At 46.4% G+C, this 24,698-nt stretch carries 23 protein-coding genes; 14 read left to right on the forward strand and 9 right to left on the reverse strand.

Annotated elements, in window-relative coordinates; genetic code table 11:
• Nucleotides 1-41 precede the first annotated feature (41 nt).
• Together R7P67_RS14850 and R7P67_RS14855 are read left to right on the forward strand one after the other, a co-directional pair.
• Complete coding sequence (locus tag R7P67_RS14850) at nucleotides 42-2,072, forward strand: S8 family serine peptidase (protein ID WP_053307150.1); 2,031 nt, start codon at nucleotides 42-44, stop codon at nucleotides 2,070-2,072.
• Between the two features lie 9 nt (nucleotides 2,073-2,081).
• Nucleotides 2,082-2,444: an ATPase gene (locus R7P67_RS14855; protein WP_011999176.1), complete on the forward strand. Its 363-nt coding sequence runs from the start codon at nucleotides 2,082-2,084 to the stop codon at nucleotides 2,442-2,444.
• Nucleotides 2,445-2,645: 201 nt separating this feature from the next.
• On the opposite strand, the gene R7P67_RS14860 is transcribed toward R7P67_RS14855, so the two are convergent.
• From R7P67_RS14860 to R7P67_RS14870, 3 genes are read right to left on the reverse strand one after another with little or no spacing between them, the layout of a single operon-like run.
• Nucleotides 2,646-3,902, reverse strand: coding sequence for a PTS ascorbate transporter subunit IIC (locus R7P67_RS14860; protein WP_005384349.1), 1,257 nt, complete (start codon nucleotides 3,900-3,902; stop codon nucleotides 2,646-2,648).
• Between the two features lie 9 nt (nucleotides 3,903-3,911).
• The gene (locus R7P67_RS14865; RefSeq protein WP_005374080.1) at nucleotides 3,912-4,199 is read right to left on the reverse strand and encodes a PTS sugar transporter subunit IIB; all 288 of its coding nucleotides are present in this window, start codon (nucleotides 4,197-4,199) and stop codon (nucleotides 3,912-3,914) included.
• Between the two features lie 58 nt (nucleotides 4,200-4,257).
• Complete coding sequence (locus R7P67_RS14870; RefSeq protein WP_005374077.1) at nucleotides 4,258-4,701, reverse strand: PTS sugar transporter subunit IIA; 444 nt, start codon at nucleotides 4,699-4,701, stop codon at nucleotides 4,258-4,260.
• 248 nt (nucleotides 4,702-4,949) lie between these two features.
• Here R7P67_RS14870 and R7P67_RS14875 point away from each other — a divergent pair, with 248 nt between their 5' ends.
• Nucleotides 4,950-5,978: a LacI family DNA-binding transcriptional regulator gene (locus tag R7P67_RS14875; RefSeq protein ID WP_005384358.1), complete on the forward strand. Its 1,029-nt coding sequence runs from the start codon at nucleotides 4,950-4,952 to the stop codon at nucleotides 5,976-5,978.
• Nucleotides 5,979-6,064: 86 nt separating this feature from the next.
• Here the strand turns inward: R7P67_RS14875 and phnX are convergent, their stop codons facing one another.
• The 3 genes from phnX to phnW all read right to left on the reverse strand — a co-directional run bounded on the left by phnX (nucleotide 6,065) and on the right by phnW (nucleotide 9,479).
• The gene (phnX, locus tag R7P67_RS14880; protein WP_005384359.1) at nucleotides 6,065-6,880 is read right to left on the reverse strand and encodes a phosphonoacetaldehyde hydrolase; all 816 of its coding nucleotides are present in this window, start codon (nucleotides 6,878-6,880) and stop codon (nucleotides 6,065-6,067) included.
• A gap of 89 nt (nucleotides 6,881-6,969) precedes the next feature.
• Nucleotides 6,970-8,349: an aspartate aminotransferase family protein gene (locus R7P67_RS14885; RefSeq protein ID WP_262652621.1), complete on the reverse strand. Its 1,380-nt coding sequence runs from the start codon at nucleotides 8,347-8,349 to the stop codon at nucleotides 6,970-6,972.
• 26 nt (nucleotides 8,350-8,375) lie between these two features.
• Nucleotides 8,376-9,479, reverse strand: coding sequence for a 2-aminoethylphosphonate--pyruvate transaminase (phnW, locus tag R7P67_RS14890; RefSeq protein ID WP_262652622.1), 1,104 nt, complete (start codon nucleotides 9,477-9,479; stop codon nucleotides 8,376-8,378).
• Between the two features lie 266 nt (nucleotides 9,480-9,745).
• Between phnW and R7P67_RS14895 the strand changes: the two genes are divergently transcribed.
• The 5 genes from R7P67_RS14895 (at nucleotide 9,746) to R7P67_RS14915 (ending at nucleotide 15,542) form a co-directional block, all read left to right on the forward strand.
• Nucleotides 9,746-10,756 (forward strand): putative 2-aminoethylphosphonate ABC transporter substrate-binding protein, encoded by a 1,011-nt coding sequence (locus R7P67_RS14895; protein WP_114323473.1) that lies wholly within the window; start codon nucleotides 9,746-9,748, stop codon nucleotides 10,754-10,756.
• A gap of 260 nt (nucleotides 10,757-11,016) precedes the next feature.
• Nucleotides 11,017-12,123: a putative 2-aminoethylphosphonate ABC transporter ATP-binding protein gene (locus R7P67_RS14900; protein WP_258660772.1), complete on the forward strand. Its 1,107-nt coding sequence runs from the start codon at nucleotides 11,017-11,019 to the stop codon at nucleotides 12,121-12,123.
• A gap of 8 nt (nucleotides 12,124-12,131) precedes the next feature.
• The gene (locus tag R7P67_RS14905; protein WP_258660775.1) at nucleotides 12,132-13,856 is read left to right on the forward strand and encodes a putative 2-aminoethylphosphonate ABC transporter permease subunit; all 1,725 of its coding nucleotides are present in this window, start codon (nucleotides 12,132-12,134) and stop codon (nucleotides 13,854-13,856) included.
• Between the two features lie 9 nt (nucleotides 13,857-13,865).
• Nucleotides 13,866-14,570, forward strand: coding sequence for a phosphonate utilization transcriptional regulator PhnR (phnR, locus tag R7P67_RS14910; protein WP_005442366.1), 705 nt, complete (start codon nucleotides 13,866-13,868; stop codon nucleotides 14,568-14,570).
• 66 nt (nucleotides 14,571-14,636) lie between these two features.
• Complete coding sequence (locus R7P67_RS14915; RefSeq protein WP_262583525.1) at nucleotides 14,637-15,542, forward strand: EamA family transporter; 906 nt, start codon at nucleotides 14,637-14,639, stop codon at nucleotides 15,540-15,542.
• 68 nt (nucleotides 15,543-15,610) lie between these two features.
• On the opposite strand, the gene R7P67_RS14920 is transcribed toward R7P67_RS14915, so the two are convergent.
• Nucleotides 15,611-16,162, reverse strand: coding sequence for an outer membrane beta-barrel protein (locus R7P67_RS14920; RefSeq protein ID WP_005374044.1), 552 nt, complete (start codon nucleotides 16,160-16,162; stop codon nucleotides 15,611-15,613).
• Between the two features lie 12 nt (nucleotides 16,163-16,174).
• Nucleotides 16,175-17,101 (reverse strand): VirK/YbjX family protein, encoded by a 927-nt coding sequence (locus tag R7P67_RS14925; RefSeq protein ID WP_005384371.1) that lies wholly within the window; start codon nucleotides 17,099-17,101, stop codon nucleotides 16,175-16,177.
• 412 nt (nucleotides 17,102-17,513) lie between these two features.
• Between R7P67_RS14925 and R7P67_RS14930 the strand changes: the two genes are divergently transcribed.
• The 5 genes from R7P67_RS14930 (at nucleotide 17,514) to R7P67_RS14950 (ending at nucleotide 23,237) form a co-directional block, all read left to right on the forward strand.
• Nucleotides 17,514-17,873: a DUF3316 domain-containing protein gene (locus R7P67_RS14930; RefSeq protein WP_005374041.1), complete on the forward strand. Its 360-nt coding sequence runs from the start codon at nucleotides 17,514-17,516 to the stop codon at nucleotides 17,871-17,873.
• 219 nt (nucleotides 17,874-18,092) lie between these two features.
• The gene (locus R7P67_RS14935; protein ID WP_017819759.1) at nucleotides 18,093-19,493 is read left to right on the forward strand and encodes an FAD-dependent oxidoreductase; all 1,401 of its coding nucleotides are present in this window, start codon (nucleotides 18,093-18,095) and stop codon (nucleotides 19,491-19,493) included.
• 113 nt (nucleotides 19,494-19,606) lie between these two features.
• The gene (locus tag R7P67_RS14940; protein ID WP_262652625.1) at nucleotides 19,607-20,731 is read left to right on the forward strand and encodes a M14-type cytosolic carboxypeptidase; all 1,125 of its coding nucleotides are present in this window, start codon (nucleotides 19,607-19,609) and stop codon (nucleotides 20,729-20,731) included.
• Nucleotides 20,732-21,186: 455 nt separating this feature from the next.
• Nucleotides 21,187-22,167: an OmpA family protein gene (locus tag R7P67_RS14945; protein WP_262652626.1), complete on the forward strand. Its 981-nt coding sequence runs from the start codon at nucleotides 21,187-21,189 to the stop codon at nucleotides 22,165-22,167.
• 200 nt (nucleotides 22,168-22,367) lie between these two features.
• Nucleotides 22,368-23,237 carry a LysR substrate-binding domain-containing protein gene (locus R7P67_RS14950; RefSeq protein ID WP_262634395.1) on the forward strand — a complete coding sequence of 290 codons (870 nt, stop codon included), beginning with the start codon at nucleotides 22,368-22,370 and terminating at the stop codon, nucleotides 23,235-23,237.
• 68 nt (nucleotides 23,238-23,305) lie between these two features.
• On the opposite strand, the gene R7P67_RS14955 is transcribed toward R7P67_RS14950, so the two are convergent.
• Nucleotides 23,306-24,181 (reverse strand): LysR family transcriptional regulator, encoded by an 876-nt coding sequence (locus tag R7P67_RS14955; RefSeq protein WP_262652627.1) that lies wholly within the window; start codon nucleotides 24,179-24,181, stop codon nucleotides 23,306-23,308.
• Nucleotides 24,182-24,429: 248 nt separating this feature from the next.
• On the opposite strand from R7P67_RS14955, the gene R7P67_RS14960 reads away from it, so the two are divergent.
• Nucleotides 24,430-24,666, forward strand: coding sequence for a hypothetical protein (locus tag R7P67_RS14960; protein ID WP_005374030.1), 237 nt, complete (start codon nucleotides 24,430-24,432; stop codon nucleotides 24,664-24,666).
• The last annotated feature ends 32 nt before the right edge of the window (nucleotides 24,667-24,698 follow it).

Genomic DNA, 24,698 nt, shown 5'->3' on the forward strand with positions numbered 1-24,698 from the left:
ATATAGTGAATAAAAATTAGCTCAAATAAGGAATAGGGCAAATGCACTACACAACAAGTAAAAAACAAGGCTTATTTTCGTTGTCTGCCGTAGCAATAGCACTGACCACTTCGATGTCAGCGTTTGCGGCTCCACCAATGGGATTTGATGAATCTAAGTTACCGACGAAGTACATCGTCAAATTCAAAGAAGATGCAGTCAGCCGTTCTTCAATGGGTGGTAACTCATTCTGGGGGCCACGAATCGCGCAGGAGTCTGTTCTAGAACAGGTGAAGGCACGTAAGGTGGAAAAACTGGGTAATCGCGCCATTTACAGCGTTGAATTGGATGGCGATGACTTAGAGCCGCTTCGCAACCGTAGTGATGTGGAATACGTGGAAGTCGATCCACCTCGCTATTTGCTCAGCGAAACGACTCCATGGGGATATGAAGCGGTTAATGCTCAACTGTTAGCTGACTTCAATGCGGGTAATCGCACTGTATGTATTATCGATTCAGGGTACGACATTTCGCACAACGACCTAAGCGGAAACCGCGTTGCTGGTACTAACGATAGTGGTACGGGATCATGGAGTGATCCGGGTAACAACAATGCCCACGGTACTCACGTCGCGGGTACGATTGCTGCGATTGCCAACACCGAAGGTGTAAAGGGTGTGATGCCAAACCAGAATGTGAATTTGCACATCGTGAAAGTATTTAACGAATCGGGTTGGGGTTACTCATCTGGGCTTGTTAAAGCAATCCAAACCTGTGCCGATAATGGTGCTAACGTTGTGAACATGAGCCTTGGTGGTAGTCAATCAAGCCGAACTGAGCAAAATGCACTGCAAAATATTTACGATCAAGGCGTTCTATTGATCGCCGCAGCGGGTAATGATGGCAATACAGCGCACAGCTATCCAGCTTCTTATGACTCAGTGATGTCTGTTGCGGCTGTTGATAATCAAAATGATCATGCAGCGTTCTCACAATCTACTAATCAAGTTGAGATCTCAGGCCCGGGTGTGGCGATCTTATCAACGGTTACGGTAGGTGAAGGTAAACTTTCTGATATTACCTTGAATGGTGTCAGTCAGTTTGATCGTGGGATTGTTCCTCACAATCGTTTGATCAATAACGGTTCTTCGTATGTTCCGGATCCAATCGCGGGTTCAGTAACTGCAACGCTAGATAGCTGTGATGTATCTGGCGGTAACGTTAACTGTGGTGATATGTCGGGCAAAATTTGTTTGACTGAGCGTATCGGCAACCAGTCTTCAGGAAACTACCCTGAAGTAGATGCGGTTCAGGCTTGTTACAATGCGGGTGCGCGAGCTGCAATCGTATACAGCAACTCTGAACTACCTGGTTTACAAAACCCTTTCTTGGTAGACACAAACAACGCTTATCGTATGGTTTCGGTAACGGTTGATCGTGCATTTGGTCAAGAGCTATTGGGGTATGTTGGTCAGGAAATTACTGTTGCAACAACCTCTGGTGAAGATTACGAGTACTACAATGGTACATCAATGGCGACACCGCACGTAACGGGCGTAGCTGGCTTGGTGTGGAGTTACCACCCAACCTGTACAGCAGCGCAAGTACGTAATGCCCTAGTGAAAACTGCAACAGATATTGATGTTGCTGGTCGAGACAACCGTACTGGCCACGGCCTAGTTAATGCTGAAGCGGCGAAGCTGTTCTTGGACGCTGGCTGTAATGGACCTGATGGTGGTAGCTCTTCGGACTCTAGCTTCTCAAATACCAGCCCTGTTGCGATTCCAGATAATAAATCTTCTGGCGCAATCAGTGCAGTAGAAGTCGATCGCTCTGGTGATTCAGGCACAGTAAGTATTGACGTTGATATTAGCCACACTTACATCGGTGATCTACGAGTGACTTTAACGTCACCGACTGGTGGAGAAGTTGTACTTCACAATAATACTGGCGGCAGCGCTAACGATATAAAAAACACGTTCCAAGCGGATTTTTCTGGTTTTGAATCGCAAGGCACATGGGAACTAAAAGCGGTGGACAGTGCCAGAAGAGACACAGGCACCATCAACAGTTGGACTCTGACCTTTCAATAAGGAGTGACTATGAAGAAGTTGACCTTACTTTCTTTGTCTGTGGTAGGCGCTACCGCACTATTGGCAATCGGACTGAGCTCAAGCAGCTTGGCAAACAATCAAGGATTTCCTCTCGTGGATGAACGCCAAGATCAAGCCGAGCAGCAACCTGCACGCTACTTTGTTAAGTATCATGAAGGAAAAGAGAGCGAGGTGAGAGCGCTTCTTCGTCAGCACAACATTGAAGTGGTCGACGCTCTGGTGAAACAACACGTGTTGGTTGTGGTGGGTGAACAGGCGGAAGTCGATAAGCTCGCGGATCACGATGCGGTCGAATACACTGAGCAAGAGCCGACAAGAAAGCTGCTATCTAACGGAACTACGCTTCAATAAGCCAAACTTCCTTGAGATAGTGCCAAAAAGAAAAACGCCCCTCACGTGAGGGGCGTTTGTTTTCTTTCTACGATTACTTTCTATAACTGGTTTCTTCTAAAGTCAGTCATTTGCTATGACTATAGATTTTCTAGGATTGATGCCGATGAGCCTATTCCCGCATCAATCAAGTCAGTTATCAGCTAGTCATATTCAGGCTACTTAGCGAACAATCAGACCCAGTAAGATACCAACAGCGCCGAAGTCTGCGTCACTAAAGGTTGTGTTAGCAAAGCCTAGGTCACCAAGCACTGGCATTAGGAATACTGGTAGGAAGGTAATCAGTAGACCTTGTGCAAAAGCACCCAAGATTGCACCGCGACGACCACCTGTAGCGTTACCAAATACACCTGCCGCTGCACCTACAAAGAAGTGTGGAACGACACCAGGGATAATCACAGTAAGCCCCATCACGTAAAGTAGGAACATGCCCAGAAGACCCGCCGCAAAGCTCGATAGGAAGCCAACCAATACTGCGTTTGGTGCGTATGGGAATACAACCGGACAATCAAGCGCAGGTTTCGCGTTTGGTACTAGTTTGTCTGAGATGCCTTTAAACGCCGGAACGATTTCTGCGATAACCATACGTACACCTTGAAGGATAACGTACACACCACCAGCGAATGTGATGGATTGCATCAGCGCGAACATGAACCAGTGCTTACCACCGCTAACTTCGCGTACAAAGTCACCGCCAGCAAAGATACACGTCACCATAAAGATGATGCCCATAGTGAACGAGATTGCTACAGGCGTATCACGTAGGAACAACAAGCTCTTAGGTACGTTCATCTCTTCAGTAGAGTGTTCTTTGTTACCGAACTTGCTGCCAATAAAGCCCGCTAGTACGTAAGAAAGGGTAGAGAAGTGACCAATCGCAACGTCGTCAGAACCTGTTACTTGCTTCATGTACTTGTGAGCAATCGCAGGGAAGAACACCATCACAGAGCCCACAACCAGAGAGCCAAGTGCGATCAGTGGAACACCTTTCATGCCGCTAGAAGCAAGGATCGCCGCTACCATCATCGACATAAATAGCGTGTGGTGACCTGTTAGGAAGATGAATTTCCATGGCGTGAAGCGAGCGATCAAGATGTTCACTAACATACCGAAGAACATGATCATCGCCATCTCTTTACCAAACGCTTCTTGCGCGATAGAGACGATAGCTTCGTTGTTTGGAACCACGCCAGTGATGCCGAACGCGTGTTGGAAAATCGTCGCAAAGTCACCCAGAGAAGTTACAACCAGACCCGCACCCGCACCAAGCACGATGAAACCAAGAATGGTTTTTACCGTGCCTTTAATGCACTCGGTGACCGGTTTTTTCTGGGCAATTAAGCCGATTAGGGCGATAAGACCTACCAGAACCGCCGGCTCTGATAGGACATCGTTCATTAAGAAACTGAAAAATTCCATAACGCCACCTTATAGAGCGCCAAGCTCTTGAAGTGCTACAGATAGACGCTCTTTCATTGCCACTTTGTCGACCATGTTATCAAGCGCAACGATACGTGGTTCAACACCAAGTGCATTCAACTGTTCAACGATGTCGTTAGTACCGATGAAGATGTCACAATCCGTACCTTTTGCAGAACCTAGATCGATATGATCCACTTCTGCGTTTACATTCAATTCTTTCACGATGCCTTTGATGCTCATTTCCATCATTAGGCTAGTACCAAGACCGTGACCGCAAACAACCATAATTTTCATAATTCAGACCTTTTCTTTTTATAGGGGTGTATGCCCATTTCGAAGGGCACATCAGGAGTTAGTATTTTTCGATGACCGCGAGAACATCTTGTGTGTTTTGAGCGGTGCAGATGGCTTCTACATGCTCTTCATTCATAAACAACTCAGCTAGTTTAGAAATCGCATCCACGTGCGAGTTACTGTCTGTCGCGGCTAGCGTAACCAGCATTTTCACTGGATCGTTACCTTCAGAATCGAAGTTCACGCCGCTTTGAATCACTGTGATTGCAAGAGACAAACGGTTAACGCCATCTTCAGGGCGAGCGTGTGGCATTGCCATACCAGGACCTACCACGTAGTAAGGACCGAGCTCTTCGTGTGAGCGGTAAATAGCGTCCACGTAGCTTGGCTCAATCGCGCCATTTTCAATCAGTACTTCACAGGATTTGCTCACCGCATCTTTCCAGTCAGTAGCATCAGAATGGATGCGAATCACATCAGAGGTAATCAGTTCACGTAGCATTGGATCTTTCCGGTTTGTTGTTTTGTTGATGGGTACTTTATCGATCAATTTGTCAGAAAAACCTGAGAATGATCACAAATGGTAGCGCTATCTGATAGCGCTATCATAAATTGTGATAGCGCTACCATTTTTATCAGTCATCCGAGTTTCATATGCTTGTGATCGAGTTCTAATGCGCTAATATCAAAACCACTAAAACGCTGTGGTAAGATGTCGCGGCAGAAAATAGAGAACACTAAATAAGAACAATGAGCGAACCTCGCAAACGAAGAAGTACTGGCAATGTCACCTTGGCGGACGTCGCTAAAAAAGCCGGCGTAGGCACCATGACGGTGTCGAGAGCATTACGAACGCCCGAGCTAGTATCTGACAAGCTGAGAGAAAAGATTCAACAAGTGGTTGATGAGCTCGGCTATATCCCGAATAAAGCGGCAGGGGCTTTGGCGTCTGCTGAAAGTTACTCCATCGCTCTTATCATTCCTTCCCTGTTTGAAAAAGCGTGCGCGCTTTTCTTACCGAGCTTTCAACAAGCGTTGAACAAGGCGGGTTATCAATTGCTGCTTGGTTACAGCGACTACTCGGTAGAGCAAGAAGAGAAACTGCTTTCGACATTTTTTGAGAGCCGTCCAGCCGGAGTGGTGTTGTTTGGTAATGAACACAGCCAACGTACTAATCAGCTTTTGGAAGCCTCGAACACGCCAGTATTGGAAATTGCTGAGTTAAGCTCGAAAGCCAGTTACCTCAATATCGGCGTTGACCATTTTGAGGTGGGTAAAGCCTGTACCAAGCATGTGATTGAACAAGGCTTCAAGAACGTGGGCTTCATTGGTGCGCGTGGCGATCACTCCACTTTGCAACGTAAGCTACACGGCTGGCAAAGCGCGATGATTGAGAACTACCTTGCACCGGACCATTTCTTAACCACCCACGAAGCGCCATCTTCACAATTAGGTGCGGAAGGGTTGGCAAAGTTATTGCTGCGCGATTCAAGTTTGAATGCTCTGGTATGTAGCCATGAAGAGATTGCGATTGGCGCGTTGTTTGAGTGTCACCGCCGAGTGCTGAAAGTCCCGACCGACATTGCGATTATCTGTTTGGAAGGCTCTTCCATGGGTGAGCACGCCTACCCAAGTTTGACCTGCGCGGAATTCGATTACGAACGTATGGGGACGAAAGCCGCAGACAAGTTACTGCAAGCCATTAAAGGTGAGCCTGTAGAGCATGCAACGGACATGGGCTTTAAGCTAAAACGCCGAGCTAGTACTGCGATCAACTAACCTCATTTGGTTAGAAACTAATACGTGATACAAAAAACCTCTCGATGCTGAGAGGTTTTTTTATGCGTGAGAATAGTGACTGTCGACTAAGGACGCTCACCTGCTGCTAGGCGACGTTCGATATCTGCAACCACTTCTGGGAAGTCAGCAATGGTGTCGATAAGGTAGTGCGGCGAGCTCTTGATCAATTTTGCACGCGCTTTTTCACGAGCGGCATCAAGCGTTGCTTCGTCCGCGGCTTGGTATTCTTCAAACGTTAGACCCGCTTCGTTACCAGAAAGCAGCAAACCAACGGTCCACATACCGGCGTTGTGACCTTCATCGATGCCCGGTGCTGCGTCATCCACTTTGATGCACGCATTAACGTCAGTTACATTCAGCTCAATCACATTCTTCAGTGCCATAAATGGTGCCGGGCGACCACCTTGAGGCAGGTCATCCGTTGCTACCACGTAATCCGGTTTGTAGCCGTAATCCGCTGCAACAGGAATCAGCACATCCATCACTTCGCGAGGGTAACCAGAACAAGAACCGATCTTGATGCCTTTGTCTTTCAGACCGTTCACAACTTCAATCACATTAAGGATTGGGTCTGCATGGTCTGCCACTTTTGCTTTTTGCAGAGGCATGAATGCTGCGTAGATAGCGTCGATGTCTTCGCTGGTCATTGAGCGACCAAACTTCTCATTCCAACGCTTATCAACCGCAGGGATGCGACCCACAGCTTGGATGTGATCCCACTTACCAAGTCCCATTGGTTCGCGCGCTTCTTCAAGGTCGATTTCAAAATCAAAGCCTTGTTTGAATGCTTCCACAAAGATGCTGGTTGGCGCAAAAGAGCCGAAATCGACGATAGTGCCAGCCCAGTCAAAGATCACTGCTTGAATTGGTGAGTTGCTCATGTTCAATCCTTTTTCTTGCTTGCCAGAGCGCTTGCCCACTCGTTGGAACCGCGCTCTGAATAAATTGATTTTGTTGAGGTCTATTGACCCTAAAAGTAGTTAAAGTCTTTACACACTTTGGCGATGGCTTCTTCGAAGATCGCCAACGCTTCTGTTAGTTGTTCGCGGGTGATGATCAGCGGTGGGCTGAGTTGAATCACATTGCCTTGCGATACCTTGAAGCTCACACCATTGTTGAGGCATTGGTACAACACAGCTTCCGCTTCGTCATACGCGCGTGCCTTGCTTTCGTGGTCAGTGACCAACTCAATACCCCACAACATGCCAATGCCACGAACATCACCAATCACAGGGTACTTGGCTTTCATCTCTAGCAGCTTTTCACGCATGAACTGGCTGTCGGCTTTGGCTTTATCTAGCAAGCCGTCTTGCTCAATGGCTTCCATGGTTGCCAGTGCCGCAGCACAACCGATAGGGCTTTTCTCATGAGTGTAGTGACCCATGGAGATTTGCTCGGCGGTGTTGTATTTGTCTTTGGTTACCATGGCTGCGATAGGCACTAAGCCACCACCCAAACCTTTACCGATGCAGAGCATATCTGGCTCGATGTCGTAGGCTTGGTAGGTAAACCATTCGCCGCTGCGACCCATTCCGTTAGGGATGTCGTCGATGATCAGCATGACATTGTGTTTGTCACAGATTTCACGGATGCGTTTCCAGTAGGCTTTACTTGGCACTTGAACATCCGTGTTGCGAACTGCTTCTGCGATAAACGCGCCCACGCCGCCTTCTTTCTCAATCACGTATTCGAGGTAATCGGCGTAATGCACATCGCTGCCGTCCGCGACCGGGAAAGCACCACGATAAGACACCGCTGGTGGAATGCGTTCAACGCCTGCCATTAATGGTCCCATGCCTTGGCGGAAACACGCTTCGCCGCCCACAGAGATGGCATCCAACGATGCGCCGTGGAAAGAATCCCACAGAGACACCACCTTGTAGTTGCCCGTGATGTGGCGCGCTAGTTTAAGTGCCATGCCAACTGCAGATGTGCCACCCGGAGCAAACAGCACGCGGTTCAATTCGCCGCCACAGATTTGGGTGAGTTTTTCGGCACATTCAATCGCGGTCTCGTTGGTAAAACGGCGTGGTGAAAACGGAAGTTTGGCAATTTGCTCTTGCACGCGTTTAATCACATGCGGATGACCGTAGCCCAGTTGATGGACGTTATTGCCATGGAAATCCATGTACTTTTTGTCGGTAGCATCTTGGATGTAGATGCCTTCTGCTGCTTCCAAGGTATCTAAGCAAGGCGTTGACATGGCTTGATGAAGAAAGACCTCCGAATCACGCTTCAGTAATGCTTGCGTGCGTTCGTCATCCATCGATGCATTCCAAGCTTGGCGCGCAGGTGTCGTGTTGACATCGCCTTCGCTGCGAAAATGGGTCGGTTTGATATTCTGAGTCATAACGCTCTCTCAATCAGAAGGTTGCTTTACGCAACTTGCCAATACATTGCTTTTTCAATCGCACCGATTAAGCGCTCGATATCTGCTGGGTAAACTTCGCCAATGTTGCCGATGCGGAAGCAATCTGCGTTCGATACCTTACCCGGATAGATCACGAAGCCCTGCTCTTTCAAACGTGTGTAGAACGCTTTGAACTGGTAATCACTGTGCGTCGGAGAGTAGAAAGAAGTGATGATTGGCGAATGAAGGTCATCACTAAGTAGTGGTTCGAAACCCAGAGAACGCATTCCTGCAACCAGTGTTTTCTGGTTAGTTTGGTAACGGTGATGACGCGCTTCAATGCCGCCCTCTTGTTCCAGTTCTAACAAGGCTTGGTAGAAAGCGCGCACCGTGTGCGTTGGAGACGTGAAACGCCATTTGCCGTGGTTCACTTCCATGCACTGCCATTGGTCGTACAGATCAAGGCTCAAAGAACGTGCCTGACCTTGGCACTTTTCTAGCTCAGTTTGTTTCGCAATCACAAAGCCAAAGCCCGGTACGCCTTGAATACATTTGTTTGCAGAGCTGATCATAAAATCGATGCCAAGCTCTGCGATATCGATAGGAATGCCACCAAAACTCGACATGGCATCGAGAATCACCACTTTACCGTGTGCTTTTGCCGCAGAAGCAAATGCCTCAATTGGGTTAAGCATGCCAGTGGTTGTCTCACAGTGAACAATTGCCACGTGTGTGATAGCAGGATCCGATGCCAATGCAGTTTCCACCTCGTTCAAGTGTGGCTGTGATGTTTCGCCTGGGGAAACTACATGGCATGGAATATTTAGGTAATCAGCGATCTGAGCGATACGCGCACCGTAAGCACCGTTGTCGACAACCAACAATTTTCCATCTTTGCCAATGGCGCTGCCAATCGTCGCTTCTACTGATGTGGTGCCGCTACCTTGCATTAGTACGCTGGTGTAGCCGTCTTGCTCCGTCGCCAGTTTTACAAGCTTAGTGCGGATCACTTCTACAATGTCTTTGTTGTATTCATCATCCCAAGTACACCAGTCTTTTAGCATGGCTTCACGTACTGTTTCAGAAGTAGATAGAGGACCTGGAGTCAGTAGTAGGTATTCGTTTTTCATCTCGATTTCCATCAGAATAGGCTAATTGGTCTACACCAAATTTCAAGTTCACTCTAGCGAGGAAGAAAAGGGCAGTAAATAGGCGAGTCTCCAATTTCATAAAACTTTAATATCCAGAAAATGGCGGATCAATTGAACGATTATTCATCGATAATTTTCGTAAAACTGCCATTTAATGGTCATGATTTCGTCACAAAGGCTCAGTAGGGTGTATATCGTCAACTGGTACAGACCAAATTAAAACTTAGCCAAATTAACTGGAGAAAATGATGAAAAACCGTTTGATGAAAGGATCGCTGGCTGCACTTGTCTCTCTGCTAGCTACGAATGCAATGGCAGCACAGGAAGTCACGGTTTACACCGCTTTCGAAACTGACATTCTTGCGAAATACAAGTCTGCGTTTGAGAAAGATAACCCAGATATCAAGATTAAGTGGGTTCGCGATTCAACCGGTATCATGACGGCGAAATTGCTGGCAGAAAAGAACAACCCTCAAGCGGAAGTGGTTTGGGGTCTTGCTGGCTCGTCAATGGCACTGCTTAAAGATGAAGGTCTTCTTAAGCCTTACACACCAAAAGGTTTGGAAGAGCTGCACGCGAATCTAAACGACCCTCAATCAAACCAAGCTTGGTTCGGTAACGATGCGTTCTTTAACGCAGTTTGTTTCAACGAAGCGGTAGCGAAACAACTTAACCTACCGAAACCAACGTCTTGGGAAGACCTAACAAAGCCGGTTTACAAAGGTCACATTGCAATGCCTAACCCAGCTTCTTCAGGCACTGGCTACATGCAGGTTTCTGCTTGGCTACAAAACATGGGTGAAGATCAGGCATGGAACTACATGCGTGACCTAGACAAGAACATTGCACACTACACGCACTCGGGTTCTAAGCCATGTGTTCAAGCGGGTATGGGTGAAGTGGCTATCGGTATCTCGATGGCGAGCCGCGGCGCGAAGCTGAAAACACAAGGTGCACCACTAGCGGTTATCACACCAAAAGGCATCGGCTGGGAATCAGAAGCGGTTGGTCTAGTAAAAGAATCGGATGCAGCGAAACGTGTTGTGGACTGGTCAATCTCTAAAGAGGCAAACGAGCTTTACGTAGAAATGTACCCAGTGGTTGCACATAAAGACGTGAAAGCGACCGTATCTAACTTCCCTAACGTTCAAGAGAACATGGCGAAGATGGACTTCGCGCAAATGGGCAGCAAGCGTGCAGAGATCCTAGCGGCATGGTCTGAGAAGTTCGACGCGAAATCAGAGCCAAAGTCTTAATGGAATTTGCTTTGAGTTGAATGTTGAAATCCACCTCGGTTGAGGTGGATTTTTTGTTTTCTCTTTTATTTCAGAGTTTGTTGAAAGTAGATTCCTAGTCTCACCTAGGTTCGCTGGAATGACGGACTTAAGAAAGTTGGGAATCTCTAATTACCACTCTCATCTCCCTTCATCTATTTGTCATCTTCTGGCTATAAATTTGTCATTGGAACGTAACACTCCAAAACTAAAGTTGGTATATACCATTTGGAGCGTGTGTTATGTCAACTAACCAACATTACCTAAATATTGAAAATGTAGTGAAGCAATTCGGACAGTTCACTGCATTAAAGAAAATCTCGCTAGCGATTGAAAAGGGCGAGTTCGTTTGTTTTCTTGGTCCTTCTGGCTGCGGTAAAACCACTTTATTACGTGCCATTGCAGGTTTAGACTTGCCAACGTCTGGTGCGATTTTTCAAAACGGTCAAGAGACAACATTCTTGCCACCAGAGAAGCGCGATTTCGGCATCGTATTCCAATCTTACGCGCTGTTTCCGAACCTAACTGTGCAAGAGAACATTGCGGTGGGTTTGAAGAACCAAGGCATGTCGACCAAAGAAGCGTTAGAGAAAGTAGATTACTGGCTAGAAACCATTGGTCTTCCAACCTCTGGCGAGAAATTCCCTAACCAGCTTTCTGGTGGTCAACAGCAGCGTGTTGCTTTGGCTCGTGCATTGGCGTTGTCTCCGGGTCTACTGCTGCTTGATGAGCCGCTGTCAGCGCTGGATGCAAAAGTACGTGTTCACTTACGTGACGAGATTTGTAAGCTGCAACGCAAGCTGGGCATCACCACCATCATGGTTACGCACGATCAGGACGAAGCGTTGTCGATGGCGGATCGTATCGTGGTAATGAACCATGGTGTGATTGAGCAAGTTGGCACACCTCAAGAGATCTACCAACAACCAGCAACGCGCTTTGTTGCGGAGTTTGTCGGCAGCATGAACTTTATTGAAACCTCAGTTGCAACGGACTCCCAAGTGCGCATTGCTGAAACCTTGATGCCAGCGCCAAGCTTGACCAATCGTAAGATTCAACGTGGTGACCGCTTTGACCTTGCGGTGCGTCCTGAAAGCATCAAGTTCGTTGAAAACTACAACAACTCTTTACCTGTGCGAGTTACGGCTACCGAGTTTTTGGGGGCGTTTTTCCGCATTGATTGCGTATTGCAAAACGACAGCTCAACGAAAACCATCGTAGTGGATGTGCCTGTGGAAAAGGTTCAAAAACTCAATATCAAGGCGGGCGATGTACGTTACATCCAGTTTGCTGAAGAAGGGCTGCATGGTTACGCCGTGCCCTCGGTTGATAAAGCGCTAGCAGCGTAGGTGTAAACATGGATGCGAAGACAATGACGATGAATAGCCTGACCACACAAGACAAAGCAAAATCCCTACTCGGACGTGTCAGCCGCGATAACCTAGTGTTGTTTGGTTTGCTCGCTGGTTTGTCGACCATGATGGTGCTGTTCATTTTAATGCCGCTTTGGGCAATGTTGACCAAGAGTGTGCAAAATGCCAATGGCGAATTTGTCGGATTGGCAAACTTTGCGACGTACTTTTCCTCTTCAAGCTTGTGGGTGTCGGTGGGAAACACCTTCACTTTGGGCGTGATTGTGACCTCAGTAGTGGGTGTGCTTGCGTTTGGCTATGCCTACGCGCTGACGCGTTCATGCATGCCGTTTAAAGGTTTGTTCCAAATCCTAGGTACTGCGCCGATTCTCGCGCCTTCGTTGTTGCCGGCGATCAGTTTGATCTTCCTTTTCGGTAATCAAGGCATTGCTAAAGAGATGCTGTTAGGAAACTCGATTTACGGCGTGATTGGTATCTCGATGGGTTTGATTTTCTGGACCTTCCCTCATGCATTGATGATTTTGACCACTTCGCTGCGCACTTCAGATGCCCGCTTGTATGAAGCAGCCCGCGCACTCAAAACCTCACCCATCAAAACCTTCTTTATGGTGACGTTACCTGCGGCGAAATACGGTTTGATCAGTACGCTTATTGTCGTCTTTACGCTGGTTATCACGGACTTTGGTGTGCCGAAAGTGATTGGGGGCAGCTACAACGTTTTGGCGACTGACATCTTCAAACAAGTTGTGGGACAGCAAAACTTTGCCATGGGTGCGGTGACAAGCATTATGCTTCTATTCCCTGCGGTAATGGCGTTCGGCGCAGACCGCTGGGTTCAGAAAAAGCAAAAAAGCTTATTTGACACTCGCTCGGTGCCTTATCAGCCAGAACCTAACAAAGCGCGCGACAGCATCTGTTTGGTTTACTGCAGCATCATTTCTATTGCAGTGCTGGCTGTGCTTGGCATGGCGGTGTATGGCTCGTTAGTTACATTCTGGCCTTGGAACAAAGCGCTGACGCTAAATAACTACAACTTTGCCGAAATGAGCACTTACGGTTGGAGCCCATTCTTCAACTCGCTAACGCTGGCAGGTTGGACAGCGGTTATTGGTACAGCCATCATCTTTGTCGGTGCTTACTGCATTGAGAAAGGGCGTGCGTTTGGTCCAATTCGTCAGGTAATGCAAATGCTTAGCGTGGTGCCAATGGCAGTTCCGGGTATGGTGCTTGGCTTGGGCTACATCTTTTACTTCAACGATGCGAACAATCCTCTGAACGTGCTTTATGGCACCATGGCATTCTTGGTGATTAACACGGTAGTGCATTACTACACAGTGGGGCACATGACAGCCCTGACAGCGCTAAAGCAGTTGCCATCGGAGATTGAAGCCACGGCGGCATCGGTGAAGCTCCCTCAATACAAGTTGTTCTTTAAAGTGACATTACCTGTGTGTTTACCTGCGATTTTGGACATTGCGACTTACTTGTTTGTTAATGCATTGACCACCACTTCTGCGGTAGTATTCCTTTACTCAACCTATACGATTCCGGCTTCGGTCTCGATTCTGAACATGGACGATGCAGGTCAAACTGGCGCTGCAGCAGCGATGGCTGTGATGATCATGATGGCTGCCGCAATTGCGAAGATTGTTCAGATGACTTTGGGTAAATTGTTAGAAAATCGCACACAAGCTTGGCGCAAAAGATAAGGACACTTCGTGCAATACGTAAAAATTAAAGATTCGATTGTTGAACAGATTGAAGCGGGCATGCTATCGCCGCGTCAAAAACTGCCAGCAGAGCGTAAGTTGGCGGAGTCGTTCGATACTACACGCGTCACTTTGCGTGAAGCGTTATCACTGCTGGAAGCAGAAGGTCGAATCTATCGCGAAGATCGCCGAGGTTGGTTTATCTCACCTGAGCCATTGCGTTACGACCCAACCCAAACGCTGAACTTCCCGAACATGGCGAAAGCGCAAAATCGTGTGCCAAAAACGGAGTTGGTCGCAGCAAAAGGGACGTTGGCAAACAAACAAGCCGCGCGCTTGCTGGACTTGCAGCCTTTCTCGGATGTGTATCGAGTTGACCGTGTGCGATACCTTGAAGACAGGCCTGTGGTATTCGTAACAAACTACATTCGCCCAGAGCTGTTTCCGAACCTGTTGGACTACGATTTATCAAATTCACTGACGGACATTTATCGCGATCATTATGGCGTTACATATCAAAAGATTCGCTACCGCATTTCAACCAGCACTTTGTTGGGTGAAATGGCTCAAGCACTGCGCGCGACAGCCGGCACGCCAGCGATGGTGGTGGAGCGCATCAACTACAACCAACACGGTGAGTTGATTGATTGCGATATCGAGTATTGGCGACACGATGCCATCAGCATTGAATCTCTGGCGGAACTCAATCGCTAAGTGGATTTTCTCATCATCTAAGGCTCCATCTCGGGGCCTTTATTTTATTCAAACAGGAACATTGAAATGGATTTGTTGGCGATTGGCCTCGTCGTTTTTTCTGCTGTTCTCCATGCGGGTTGGAATATCCTTGGTAAAAGCAACTCAGGCTCTGGACTCGCGTTTACTATGGCGGCCAGCTTTTCTGCATGTTTCATTCTTACCCCTTATTTGATTTGGTATTTGGCAACCATTGGCTGGACATCATTACCGAGTGAGTTTTGGGGATTGCTGTTCATTAGCGGCATTTCACAAATGGTTTATTTGGTCGGTTTGATTGTCGCTTATAAGCACGCGGACGTGGGGGTGGTTTATCCAATTGCTCGGGCACTGCCAGTGATGATGGTCGGCGCAATCAGTGTGGCATTGGGGCATGAATTATCCAGTCAGCAGTGGCTTGGATTCTTGCTGATTACCCTTGGTTGTATGCTGGTACCACTGACGAACTTTCGTCAAATGACATTGGGCTCTTATTTGAACGTTGGTGTGTTCTGGGCATTGATTGCCGCAATAGGCACAACGGGTTACTCGGTGGTCGATAAAGAAGCGCTGAGTTTACTCACAGGGCAAGCGTCAGAGATCTTGAATGATCAGTACAGTGCGATCTTTTACTTAGGCGTGCAGTTTTGGGCAATTGGTATTCCTGCTCTTGTTTGGTGCTTGGTTACAGGCAAGCCAGATGAGATTAAGACTGCGTGGCAGATCCGCAAAACAGCCAGCATGGCGGGGGTAATGATGGCATCCACCTACGGTTTGGTACTGTTTGCGATGACCATGACAGACAACGTGAGCTTGGTCGTAGCACTAAGGCAAATCAGCATTGTGTTTGGATTGTTTATGGGGATTTGGTTTCTGTCTGAGAAATGGTATCTCACCCGAGGGCTTGGCGTTACTTCTATCGTGGCTGGGATCATTCTCGCGCTTGCGTATTGACCTATATTCACGAAAAAAGGCAGCGAATGAGCCTCTCGCTGCCTTTTGTATTAACTTGTAAGCCTTGTTTAAAAACGCAGTTGCGCACCAAACATCACGCCGCTAGAGTCAAAATCGCTGTTTTTTGAGTATACATATTCTGCATTCAAACCAAAGTGTTTATAGCTCCAGCCGATACCGCCAGCCGCTTCACCTCCGACACTTGAGTGTTCGATGTTCTTGCTCTGACCGTTCACTTTATAAGTGTATTCGAGAGTGTAGAGAGTGACACCTGCCTTGCCGTACAGTTCGAAACCTGAACCCAGGGGATAGCTAGCATAGCCACTCAAGCGAGGTCCGGAGAAGCTCGTATCGGTGACTTCTGAAATCGGGCTCACGAGTATCGAGCCGATACCATCAAACGCGCCTTTATAACCTGCTTCGATACCAAAGTTATGTGTTGGCATGTAGCGGTAATATATTTCCCCTAAGAACATGTCGCCTGATTCTTTGCTTGTCGGAGCATCGTAGTTCACATCGCCATAGCCAATGTTTGTACCTATGATGTGCTCACTGGTTTCTGCATTGGCTGACAAAGAAAAAGCCGACAACACTAAAGCAGTAATGAATGAATAACGCATGAACGCTTCTCCTTAGCTTTTAGCTTGCTCGCCTTTTAATATTTGTTCGAAAGTGATCTTGGTGTTGTCTAGCCATTCATAACGGCGACGATACATCGAACGCTTAGAGCGCGACATGCCTTCGATATCTCGACGGGGTGCATTTACATCAATTGAGTAAAAATGACGATTGTATTCGGTGCCGCCTAATTCTTGCCAGAGTGCATCGTAATCTGTTTTGATTCGCCCTTTGCTGTAGCGCTTAGCTGCGTAAGTATGGGACTGCGTTTTCACTGCTAGAATCGTGTTCACTTCCCAAATTTGTGCGAGCAAAGTGAGCAAGCTCACCATCAAGCTTTTTGGTCTCTGTCCGTAAAGCTTACGAGTTAGCTTTTTAATTTTCGCGTTGTTTTCTTCACTGCTTCGCGGTCCTTGTAAGCCGCCAATCATAATGCTGCGTCCAGATTCGATGTGACCTAGCGTAAAAGAGAGCGTGTAGAAGTTGCCATCTTCAGCGCTGTGCAGCACTAGGCTCATGTCGCCTTCTTTTTGATAACGTGCTTCGTATACTAATCTCACCGAGTACAGTATTTCGTCAATTTCAAAAGAGGCTAATGTTAGGCCTTTCGAGTCTGTGTAGATTTCTTCGATTGTTTGTTTAGAAAACAGTTCTGAAATAGTTTTATAGTGATCAACTACCAAGTTAGAACGATCGAACGCTGAGTTGTTTTTGATGATATACGGACGAAACGGTTTCTCTAAAAACCGATGCGTACGTGTACAAAGCAACTCTAACAATGACGATTCAATATTGTCTGAAAGGTGCTTAAATGCACGTTTGTAATAAAGCGCACGTAAGATGAACTTAGCTCTGTAGGTCCAAATTGGCTTGTAGACATCAGCATAATCATCTGAGTAAATCGATTTGCTATGGTAAAAAATGGATTTGTTCGCGGTCATTTTCACTCCAGATTAACTTGTGCTCAATAGCGACAATTAAGAACCGACGGACGAGCAGCGAAGAACCCGAAAAGGAGGAATGCAAAGCACGACTGAAAAGAGGTGGTTTTTGCTGTGTCCGACGTTTGTGTAAGGTTTTGAACACTGTTCTTTTGCTGGAATTCTAAGAGAAAATTGACCTTAGGTATTGTATGGTTTGGTAAGGAAGTGTCAGGTTGAAACCCATTGTTCAAAAGAAAGAAAATGCGAATGTCGGCTGAATATGACGTTGAGTTGCTAAGTTAATGTGAAATAAGTTGAACGAAAATTGAACATTATTTGAAATTGTTTTGACGTGTTTTAGGTCTTTATACGTACCTTATAAGTATCGAGCCAATTTTGGCCCGATGTAAAGGTAAGTAAGGAGAGGTTTATGAAACGCTTAACAACTTTAGCAAGTACGATTGCTCTGATTGCTGCACCTTCTATGGCTCTTGCTAGTGGTTATCAGTGGACAAACGATACCGAAACTATCCATGGCGACGTAATGGATAGCAAACAAGCGGCTTATGAAATGGGCCGAGACATGATCCAAAGCTACCAAAATAAATCATCTGGACAACTCCGTGATGAGTTTACGAGCCTTACAACGTATGTTGATCGCCAATCGTTTTCTATCACTGACTCAAAAGTCATGGTAAATGAGTTCTTGCAAAGTGACGGGCAAGTTGTTTACCAGCCTATTCTCAATGTTCAATACGAGTACCGCATGCGTGATACCGGTAAATACTAACCAGTAAGACGGACTTGAATTGTTTACCACTAATATTTTTTGCTGTTTGTTTTGGGGAGCCACGAGCTCCCCATTTTGTTTTTGTCGAAAGCGAAAATTTTCACACTCTCAGTGCAACATTTTCTATCGCTCAGCGTTAGATTTTCTTGCTCGTTGATTGTCATCATCGTTTGTAAAGTGTTTGCGGAAATGGATGTAACGCACTAACGAGGATACCCGATGACACATCATTCATATTGGTTCAAGCAGGCAATTGAAGCTGAGCAACCAGAAACGCCACAACCGTTACAGCAGAACATTAATACTGACGTTGCGATTGTTGGTGGCGGATACACCGGACTTTGGACCGCGATTATGATTAAGCAGCAATCTCCGGCAAAACAGGTGGTTGTTATCGAAAAGGGCTTATGTGGCAGTGGTGCATCGGGCGCAAACGGCGGTTGTATGCTGACTTGGTCTACCAAGTTCCCGACATTGAAACGGTTATTCGGTGAAGAACATGCTGCTTGGTTAGTAAAAGAGTCGGAACAAGCAGTGCTAGAGATTGACGACTTTTGTCAGCAGCACAACATCGATGCGCAATTATCGTTAAAAGGGGTTTATTACACTGCAACCAATCCGGCTCAAACTGGGGGAATGCAGCCAGTTGTGGACGAGTTAAAGCGATTAGAAGTGAACAGTTGGCGTCGTTGCTCGGTGGAGGAACTGCGTGCCAATGCGGGATCGCCGCGCAATATAGAAGGCTTTCACTCTCCAGTTGCAGCCAGCGTTCAACCTGCTTTATTGGCGAGAGGATTAAGACGCGTCGCAATGGAGTTGGGTGTTGAAATCTATGAGAATACGCCGATGACGCGTTTAGATTATGGAAAACCTGCCACTGTCTGTACACCTAAAGGAAATGTTCAAGCGCAGCAGGTGGTGTTGGCATTGAACGCATGGATGGTGGAGCAGTTTAAACAGTTTAAAAACAGTATCGTGGTGGTCTCTTCCGACATGGTGATCACCAAGCCGCTTGGTGACGCACTACCTCAATCTGGTTGGCAGGTAGGTTCTAGTGTGTTGGATTCTCGTATTTTTGTGCACTATTACCGAGATACGCCAGATGGCCGTTTGATGTTGGGGAAAGGCGGCAATCAGTTTTCTTTCAATAACCAAGTTGACGTAATGTTTAACAAGCCAACACGCTACCAAGGTCTACTGCGTAAGTCGTTCGATAAGTTGTTTCCTCGTTTGAGAGGCGAGGAGTTTGCTTATTCATGGACGGGGGGCTCTGATCGTTCTGCTACTGGTTTCCCTTTTTTCGGCGAGCTAGATAAACAGAGCAATATCTTTTACGGATTTGGTTATTCAGGCAATGGTGTAGCGCAGACTCGCATGGGCGGAAAGATCCTATCTTCATTGATATTGGGAATCGATAACGAGTGGACGAACAGTGGTTTAGCCAAAGGACCGTTGGGGTGTTTCCCACCAGAACCGCTTCGCTGGACCGGGGCTATGATAGTGCGCAACGCGGTACGTCGAAAAGAGGAAGCAGAAGATAACGAGAAAACGCCGTTTATCTGGGATAAGCGGCTAGCAAAACTTGCAGGACCAGCAGGCAAAGCGGATAAGCTTGACTAAACTGAAGACTTTAGCCACAAACGAGACAGTTTGCAGTGAAAGTCATTGGGGCGCGATGAAGCCTTGTGTTAGCCTCTGTCTTTCAAGCTCAGATTTAAAAGGTGAGTCATAAAATGAAAGTATTCAGCAACTTCGATAGCGGCAGCATTCACGTAGTGAAAGCGGACGACAAAAACGACATCCAACTCAAAATTCCTAACGACAATATGTCGGAATTCTACCAGTGGTTCCACTTCCGTCTTGAGACAGAAGCTGAGCAATCGCACACCATCAAATTGCTTGATTTGGCTAAATCGGCTTATCCAGAAGGATGGCAAGGTTACGATGTGGTTGCGTCTTACGATCGTGAAGAATGGTTCCGAGTACCGGCAGAGTTCGATGGCGACACGCTGACTTTCACTGTAATCCCTGAGCGCAGCTCAATTAACTTCGCGTACTTTGCGCCATACACGTACGATCGTCATTTAGACTTGTTACACATGGCACAAAGCGCGCACCACTGCCAACTTGAAACACTAGGCCACACATTAGACGGCAACGACATGAGCTTGCTTACTTTCGGTGAGCCAGAAGAAGGTAAAAAGAAAATCTGGATGATTGCACGTCAGCACCCAGGTGAGACAATGGCGGAATGGTTCATGGAAGGTATGATCCAACGTCTGTTAGATGAAAACGACACGGTTGCGCGTGCATTGCTTGAAAAAGCGGTGCTTTACGTCGTACCAAACATGAACCCAGACGGTGGTATTCGCGGTCACTTGCGTACCAACGCAGTAGGCGTAAACCTAAATCGTGAATGGCAAACGCCATCAATGGAAAAGAGCCCAGAAGTCTACCTTGTGCGTCAGCGCATGCTGGAAACGGGTGTTGACATGTTTTTAGATATTCATGGCGATGAAGCGATTCCGTATAACTTCGTCGCTGGCTCAGAAGGTATTCCTTCTTACGATGAAAATCTTGCCGCTTTAGAGACATCATTTAAGCAAGCGTTACTGACTATTACGCCAGAGTTCCAAGATGAGATTGGTTACGATAAAGATGAGCCTGGTAAAGCGAATTTGACGGTCGGTTCAAATTGGGTTGCAGAGCAGTTCAAATGCTTGTCTTACACAATCGAAATGCCATTTAAAGATAACAACAATCACCCAGATCCACTTTACGGTTGGTCTCCTGAGCGTAGTGTCTTGTTTGGACAAGATGTATTAGCTGCAACGTTAACCGTAGCGGATAAAATTTAGCGCGACGAGTTAACGCTTTTTCATTATTTCGAAAACAGCTCATTTTAAATGAGCTGTTTTTTTGTGCTCTCCATATCCACGCTCCCCTGTAAAAATTTGTTGCCATTCACAAGCTTAAATGATGATTCTTAAATTTGAGAAAGTGGCTTTTTATGGTGATTTGCGTCACAGAAAGTTGGCTTCTTTGTGATATTCTCCGCAACGAATTGACTATGGCTAAACCAACGCAACGAACTTTATTTTTCGGTTGGGTATGCGGATGAAGCTCATGAATAGATGGTCTTGAGGTTACCTTTTTCCGTTTTACGTCATTGGCGTTTGAATATCATTTTTGATTCTTTCCTACGCTATTTAGCTATTTCTATTCGAAGAAAAGAGAAAGTTACGGCTTCATATTTTACGGCAGTATGCTGCCGCGGTGTGTTGCTTTGTGTACAAGAAAAAGGAAAAGAATAATGAAAAAAATCGCTATAGCAGTGGCTACTGTACTTGCTGGTGGTGTGATCTCAAACGTTGCACTTGCTGACACTTACATGGGCGGTAAAGTAGGTTACAACTCTCTAAACGATGCGTGTTACCTAAACGAACCTTGTGACGACGACAGTTTTGCAGCATCTATGCACTTAGGCTACAGCTTCAACAAGTACGTTGCAGCAGAGTATGGTGTTGATTACCTTGGTGACTTCACTGCAAACTTCAAAAAGCCTGGCCTAAACACCGTTGATGGTGATCTTTGGGCGTTGACGCTTGCTCCTAAATTTAACCTACCGCTAACGGATTCTTGGAATCTATTCGCGAAAGTTGGTGCTGCATACATGATAGCTGGTGACGAGAAAGATTTCGTACCAACTGGCTCTCTGGGTGCTGAATACCAAATCAACTACAACTGGAGCCTACGTGCTGAATACCAACGCTACCAAGATATGTCTGATGATGTAATTGAAGACATGGATTCAGATTTCTTCGGTATCGGTTTCAACTACAAGTTTGGCTCTGAGCCTGTCGTTCAAGAAAAAGCCGTTGAAGAGGTGGTAGAAGCACGTCCTGCAACACGCATTGTAGATCACGTTTACCCTGCTCAAACAACAGCGACAGTACAATTCGACTTAGAAAGTGCAGAAGTGAAAGACGCGTCGAACCTTTCTGGTACCGTTGATTTGATGAATACTTACCCACAAGCTCAAGTTGAGATCACGGGTTACAGCGATACGACAGGTTCTGCTGCTTACAACAAGCAACTCACAGAAAAACGTGCGAAAGCCGTTGCTGACGAGTTCCAAGCAAAAGGTATTGCGGCTGAGCGTATGACAGTGAAAGGCATGGGTGAAGCTAACCCAGTGGCAAGCAACGAGACACGTCAAGGTCGTCAAATGAACCGTCGTGTTGAAGTGGTTGTTCCTGCGTTTGAATACCAAACAACTGAAAAAGCAGAATAATTCCTGCTTAAGATAAAGTTCCAAAAGCCAGCGTGTATCACGCTGGCTTTTTTGATCCCGCTTAACTAACTAAGTAGTTGTGTAGAAACATAGTTATATCGGGACGCTTTGACATGTGCTCAACATACGTAAACTCAGCACCTTCATCAATTTGTCATCACCAGTTCATAGCATGACAGCCAAGTGTTTGGGAGAATGATATGCAAAGTTTACCGCCGCTCAATTTGCTCCGAGCTTTTGAAGCCACGGCGCGACTACAGAGTTTTACAAAAGCCGCAGAGGAGCTAAATGTGACTCGTGCGGCCGTCAGCCAACAGGTGAAATCGCTAGAGTCACAGCTCAATGCGACGTTATTCGAGCGTAAGGGCACTCACCTTACGCTGACCTGCTCCGCACAAGAATACTGGCCTGTGGTTAATCATGTGCTTCAAACATTATCGACCACGACGCAGCATTTATTTACTCGTCCCAAGAATACGCAAGTTAACTTACATGTCGCTCACAGCTTTTGCTCTCAGTGGTTAATGCCAAGATTGGCTGATTTTCAGCGACAATTCCCAGACATTTCCTTTAAAGTCTCGACAACTGCTAATACAGTTCCAAACGCCAGTGCGATTGCGGATATCGAAATTATTAACGGAGATGGAGATTGGCAAGAGCAAGAAGCCATACGATTAACCCAAGAAAACTGGATAGTTGTCGCAAGCCCGGGCTTTATGCATTTAAACCCGATAAATGACCTCTTGCAGTTAGCTAAAGTGCCTAAAATCTGTACTAGCGGTTATCATGAATCTTGGCAAGACTGGCTTGCGCACCAAGGTTATCAAGGGAAGGTGAGCAAAGTCGTCGCCGAGTTTGAGCATTCATTGCTTGCTATTCATGCTGCGATTAATCAACTTGGCGTGTTGCTGGTAAGAGACTTTCTTGTTGAGGATGAGCTGCAACAGGGCGTATTAGTCCAGGTTGGAAATTGGCATATGCCAAGTTCTGGTGCACATTATATGATGGTTCGAGCATCCGAAAAATCACACGTAAACACCTTTGCTCAATGGTTAATACAGAGTCTTTAATGTTCGTTCAGCGAGTGAGTAGAGCGCATGTGTGGTTTGGCTCTTATTAGCAATGGCAAGTCATCAGTCTAGGACTGAGCGACATGCTTAATGACATCTAATAACCACTGATTTACCGGAGCTTGCTGTTGAGAGCGACGGCAGCTCATCACGTAGCGAACATCAAGCTCTAGCCCAGCAGGAAGCGCGATACTTCGGCAACCCTTAGGAACATGTCCACTCATCGTTATGCCAAAATGATTCGTTTGCAGAAGCACTTTTTGAATCATCGCTGGATGCTCAATTTCCACTTTAGGTGTGGTTCTAAAACCCATATGTTTGAGCCTTTCCAACACAGGGTATCGGTAGTCGTTCCATCCCGGCGTTTTAAAAAGTATAAAAGGGTATTCTTCTAGTTCTTGGGAGTTTTGAGCGGGATGATCTTCTCGAACAAAAAATACCGCTTTTCCTCGCCCTAGTTCGGTCTGAACAATTGACTGTGGCAGATCTTCATCAAAGTAATGAATCGCAATGGCGTTTTCACCGTTAATTAATCGTTTTTTTGCTTCTCTACCCCAGCGCAAACATGAGAATTTTGCGTTTGGGGCGTGCTTTAGTAACTCCAAGTAAAACTTGTCACCGAAGTACTCCCAAAACAATGTGTTGGCATAAATAGTGATTGAGCCGTCAAAATGAGCTGGTGAAAAATGCTGTGGTTTGATGGAATTAATGCTGTTGAGTATTTGCTCAAAATGCGTAATGTTCGCTTCCACAAAAGCTGTTGGTTCAAAGCCATTTTTAGTCTGAACGAATAGCGGATCATTGAGCTGAGTTTTCATCTTAGTCAGATTTTTGCTGATTGCTCCTGACGTTTTACCGAGTGATTCTGCGACTAACCGGACGTTACGTAGCTCATACATCCGTTTTAATACCAAAATATTTTGAATATCCAGATTAACGCTCATACATTCTCTCGCTTGGCTTTTGTCGACAAATCATATCGCTGAATTTCTTAAGAAAAGACAACGCTCGGTCAATTTAAGTCGCTGCCTTATCCCTGATTTATTGAAGGTAACGATAAGTTATTCTTGGTTACATCAGTTTATTAGCATGGATTTCCATTTGGTAAATAATGGCTTTCCTCGTATGAGCGCGTTTCTGTTGTTACAGTTTTTCCACCGAAAGAAAGTAAGAACGATAATAGAGGTGATGTATGAAAAAACTAATCGCACTTGTTTTGATGGTTTGCTCAACAAACGTAGCATTTGCTGGCGATGGGTCATACACGGGCACGATTGATATGACGATGGCAACGAAAAATCAGGTTGACGTAGAGCGTGCAGATTCTCAATTGACGCTGAAGGGTCGCAATGAAATGGCCTATGGCGGTGTAACAATCCATTCGGATGCTGCAACTCAAAAAATTGAACTTCGTGGTCGACGTGATTAATCGAATAGTTTCTTGTTAAGAAAATGCCGCGA

The sequence above is a fragment of the Vibrio sp. Vb0937 genome, assembly GCF_033338855.1.

Coding starts and splice junctions, on each gene's coding strand:
- R7P67_RS14870 (WP_005374077.1), bottom strand. CDS start 4,701: ATGCTACGTGAACTGATTACCTCTGATGTGATTCGCATCCATTCTGAT.
- R7P67_RS14920 (WP_005374044.1), bottom strand. CDS start 16,162: ATGCGTTATTCATTCATTACTGCTTTAGTGTTGTCGGCTTTTTCTTTG.
- R7P67_RS14855 (WP_011999176.1), top strand. CDS start 2,082: ATGAAGAAGTTGACCTTACTTTCTTTGTCTGTGGTAGGCGCTACCGCA.
- R7P67_RS14935 (WP_017819759.1), top strand. CDS start 18,093: ATGACACATCATTCATATTGGTTCAAGCAGGCAATTGAAGCTGAGCAA.
- R7P67_RS14885 (WP_262652621.1), bottom strand. CDS start 8,349: ATGACTCAGAATATCAAACCGACCCATTTTCGCAGCGAAGGCGATGTC.
- R7P67_RS14945 (WP_262652626.1), top strand. CDS start 21,187: ATGAAAAAAATCGCTATAGCAGTGGCTACTGTACTTGCTGGTGGTGTG.
- R7P67_RS14875 (WP_005384358.1), top strand. CDS start 4,950: ATGAGCGAACCTCGCAAACGAAGAAGTACTGGCAATGTCACCTTGGCG.
- R7P67_RS14940 (WP_262652625.1), top strand. CDS start 19,607: ATGAAAGTATTCAGCAACTTCGATAGCGGCAGCATTCACGTAGTGAAA.
- R7P67_RS14865 (WP_005374080.1), bottom strand. CDS start 4,199: ATGAAAATTATGGTTGTTTGCGGTCACGGTCTTGGTACTAGCCTAATG.
- R7P67_RS14960 (WP_005374030.1), top strand. CDS start 24,430: ATGAAAAAACTAATCGCACTTGTTTTGATGGTTTGCTCAACAAACGTA.
- R7P67_RS14860 (WP_005384349.1), bottom strand. CDS start 3,902: ATGGAATTTTTCAGTTTCTTAATGAACGATGTCCTATCAGAGCCGGCG.
- R7P67_RS14895 (WP_114323473.1), top strand. CDS start 9,746: ATGATGAAAAACCGTTTGATGAAAGGATCGCTGGCTGCACTTGTCTCT.
- R7P67_RS14850 (WP_053307150.1), top strand. CDS start 42: ATGCACTACACAACAAGTAAAAAACAAGGCTTATTTTCGTTGTCTGCC.
- R7P67_RS14915 (WP_262583525.1), top strand. CDS start 14,637: ATGGATTTGTTGGCGATTGGCCTCGTCGTTTTTTCTGCTGTTCTCCAT.
- R7P67_RS14955 (WP_262652627.1), bottom strand. CDS start 24,181: ATGAGCGTTAATCTGGATATTCAAAATATTTTGGTATTAAAACGGATG.
- phnW (WP_262652622.1), bottom strand. CDS start 9,479: ATGAAAAACGAATACCTACTACTGACTCCAGGTCCTCTATCTACTTCT.
- R7P67_RS14905 (WP_258660775.1), top strand. CDS start 12,132: ATGGATGCGAAGACAATGACGATGAATAGCCTGACCACACAAGACAAA.
- phnX (WP_005384359.1), bottom strand. CDS start 6,880: ATGAGCAACTCACCAATTCAAGCAGTGATCTTTGACTGGGCTGGCACT.
- R7P67_RS14925 (WP_005384371.1), bottom strand. CDS start 17,101: ATGACCGCGAACAAATCCATTTTTTACCATAGCAAATCGATTTACTCA.
- R7P67_RS14900 (WP_258660772.1), top strand. CDS start 11,017: ATGTCAACTAACCAACATTACCTAAATATTGAAAATGTAGTGAAGCAA.
- R7P67_RS14930 (WP_005374041.1), top strand. CDS start 17,514: ATGAAACGCTTAACAACTTTAGCAAGTACGATTGCTCTGATTGCTGCA.
- R7P67_RS14950 (WP_262634395.1), top strand. CDS start 22,368: ATGCAAAGTTTACCGCCGCTCAATTTGCTCCGAGCTTTTGAAGCCACG.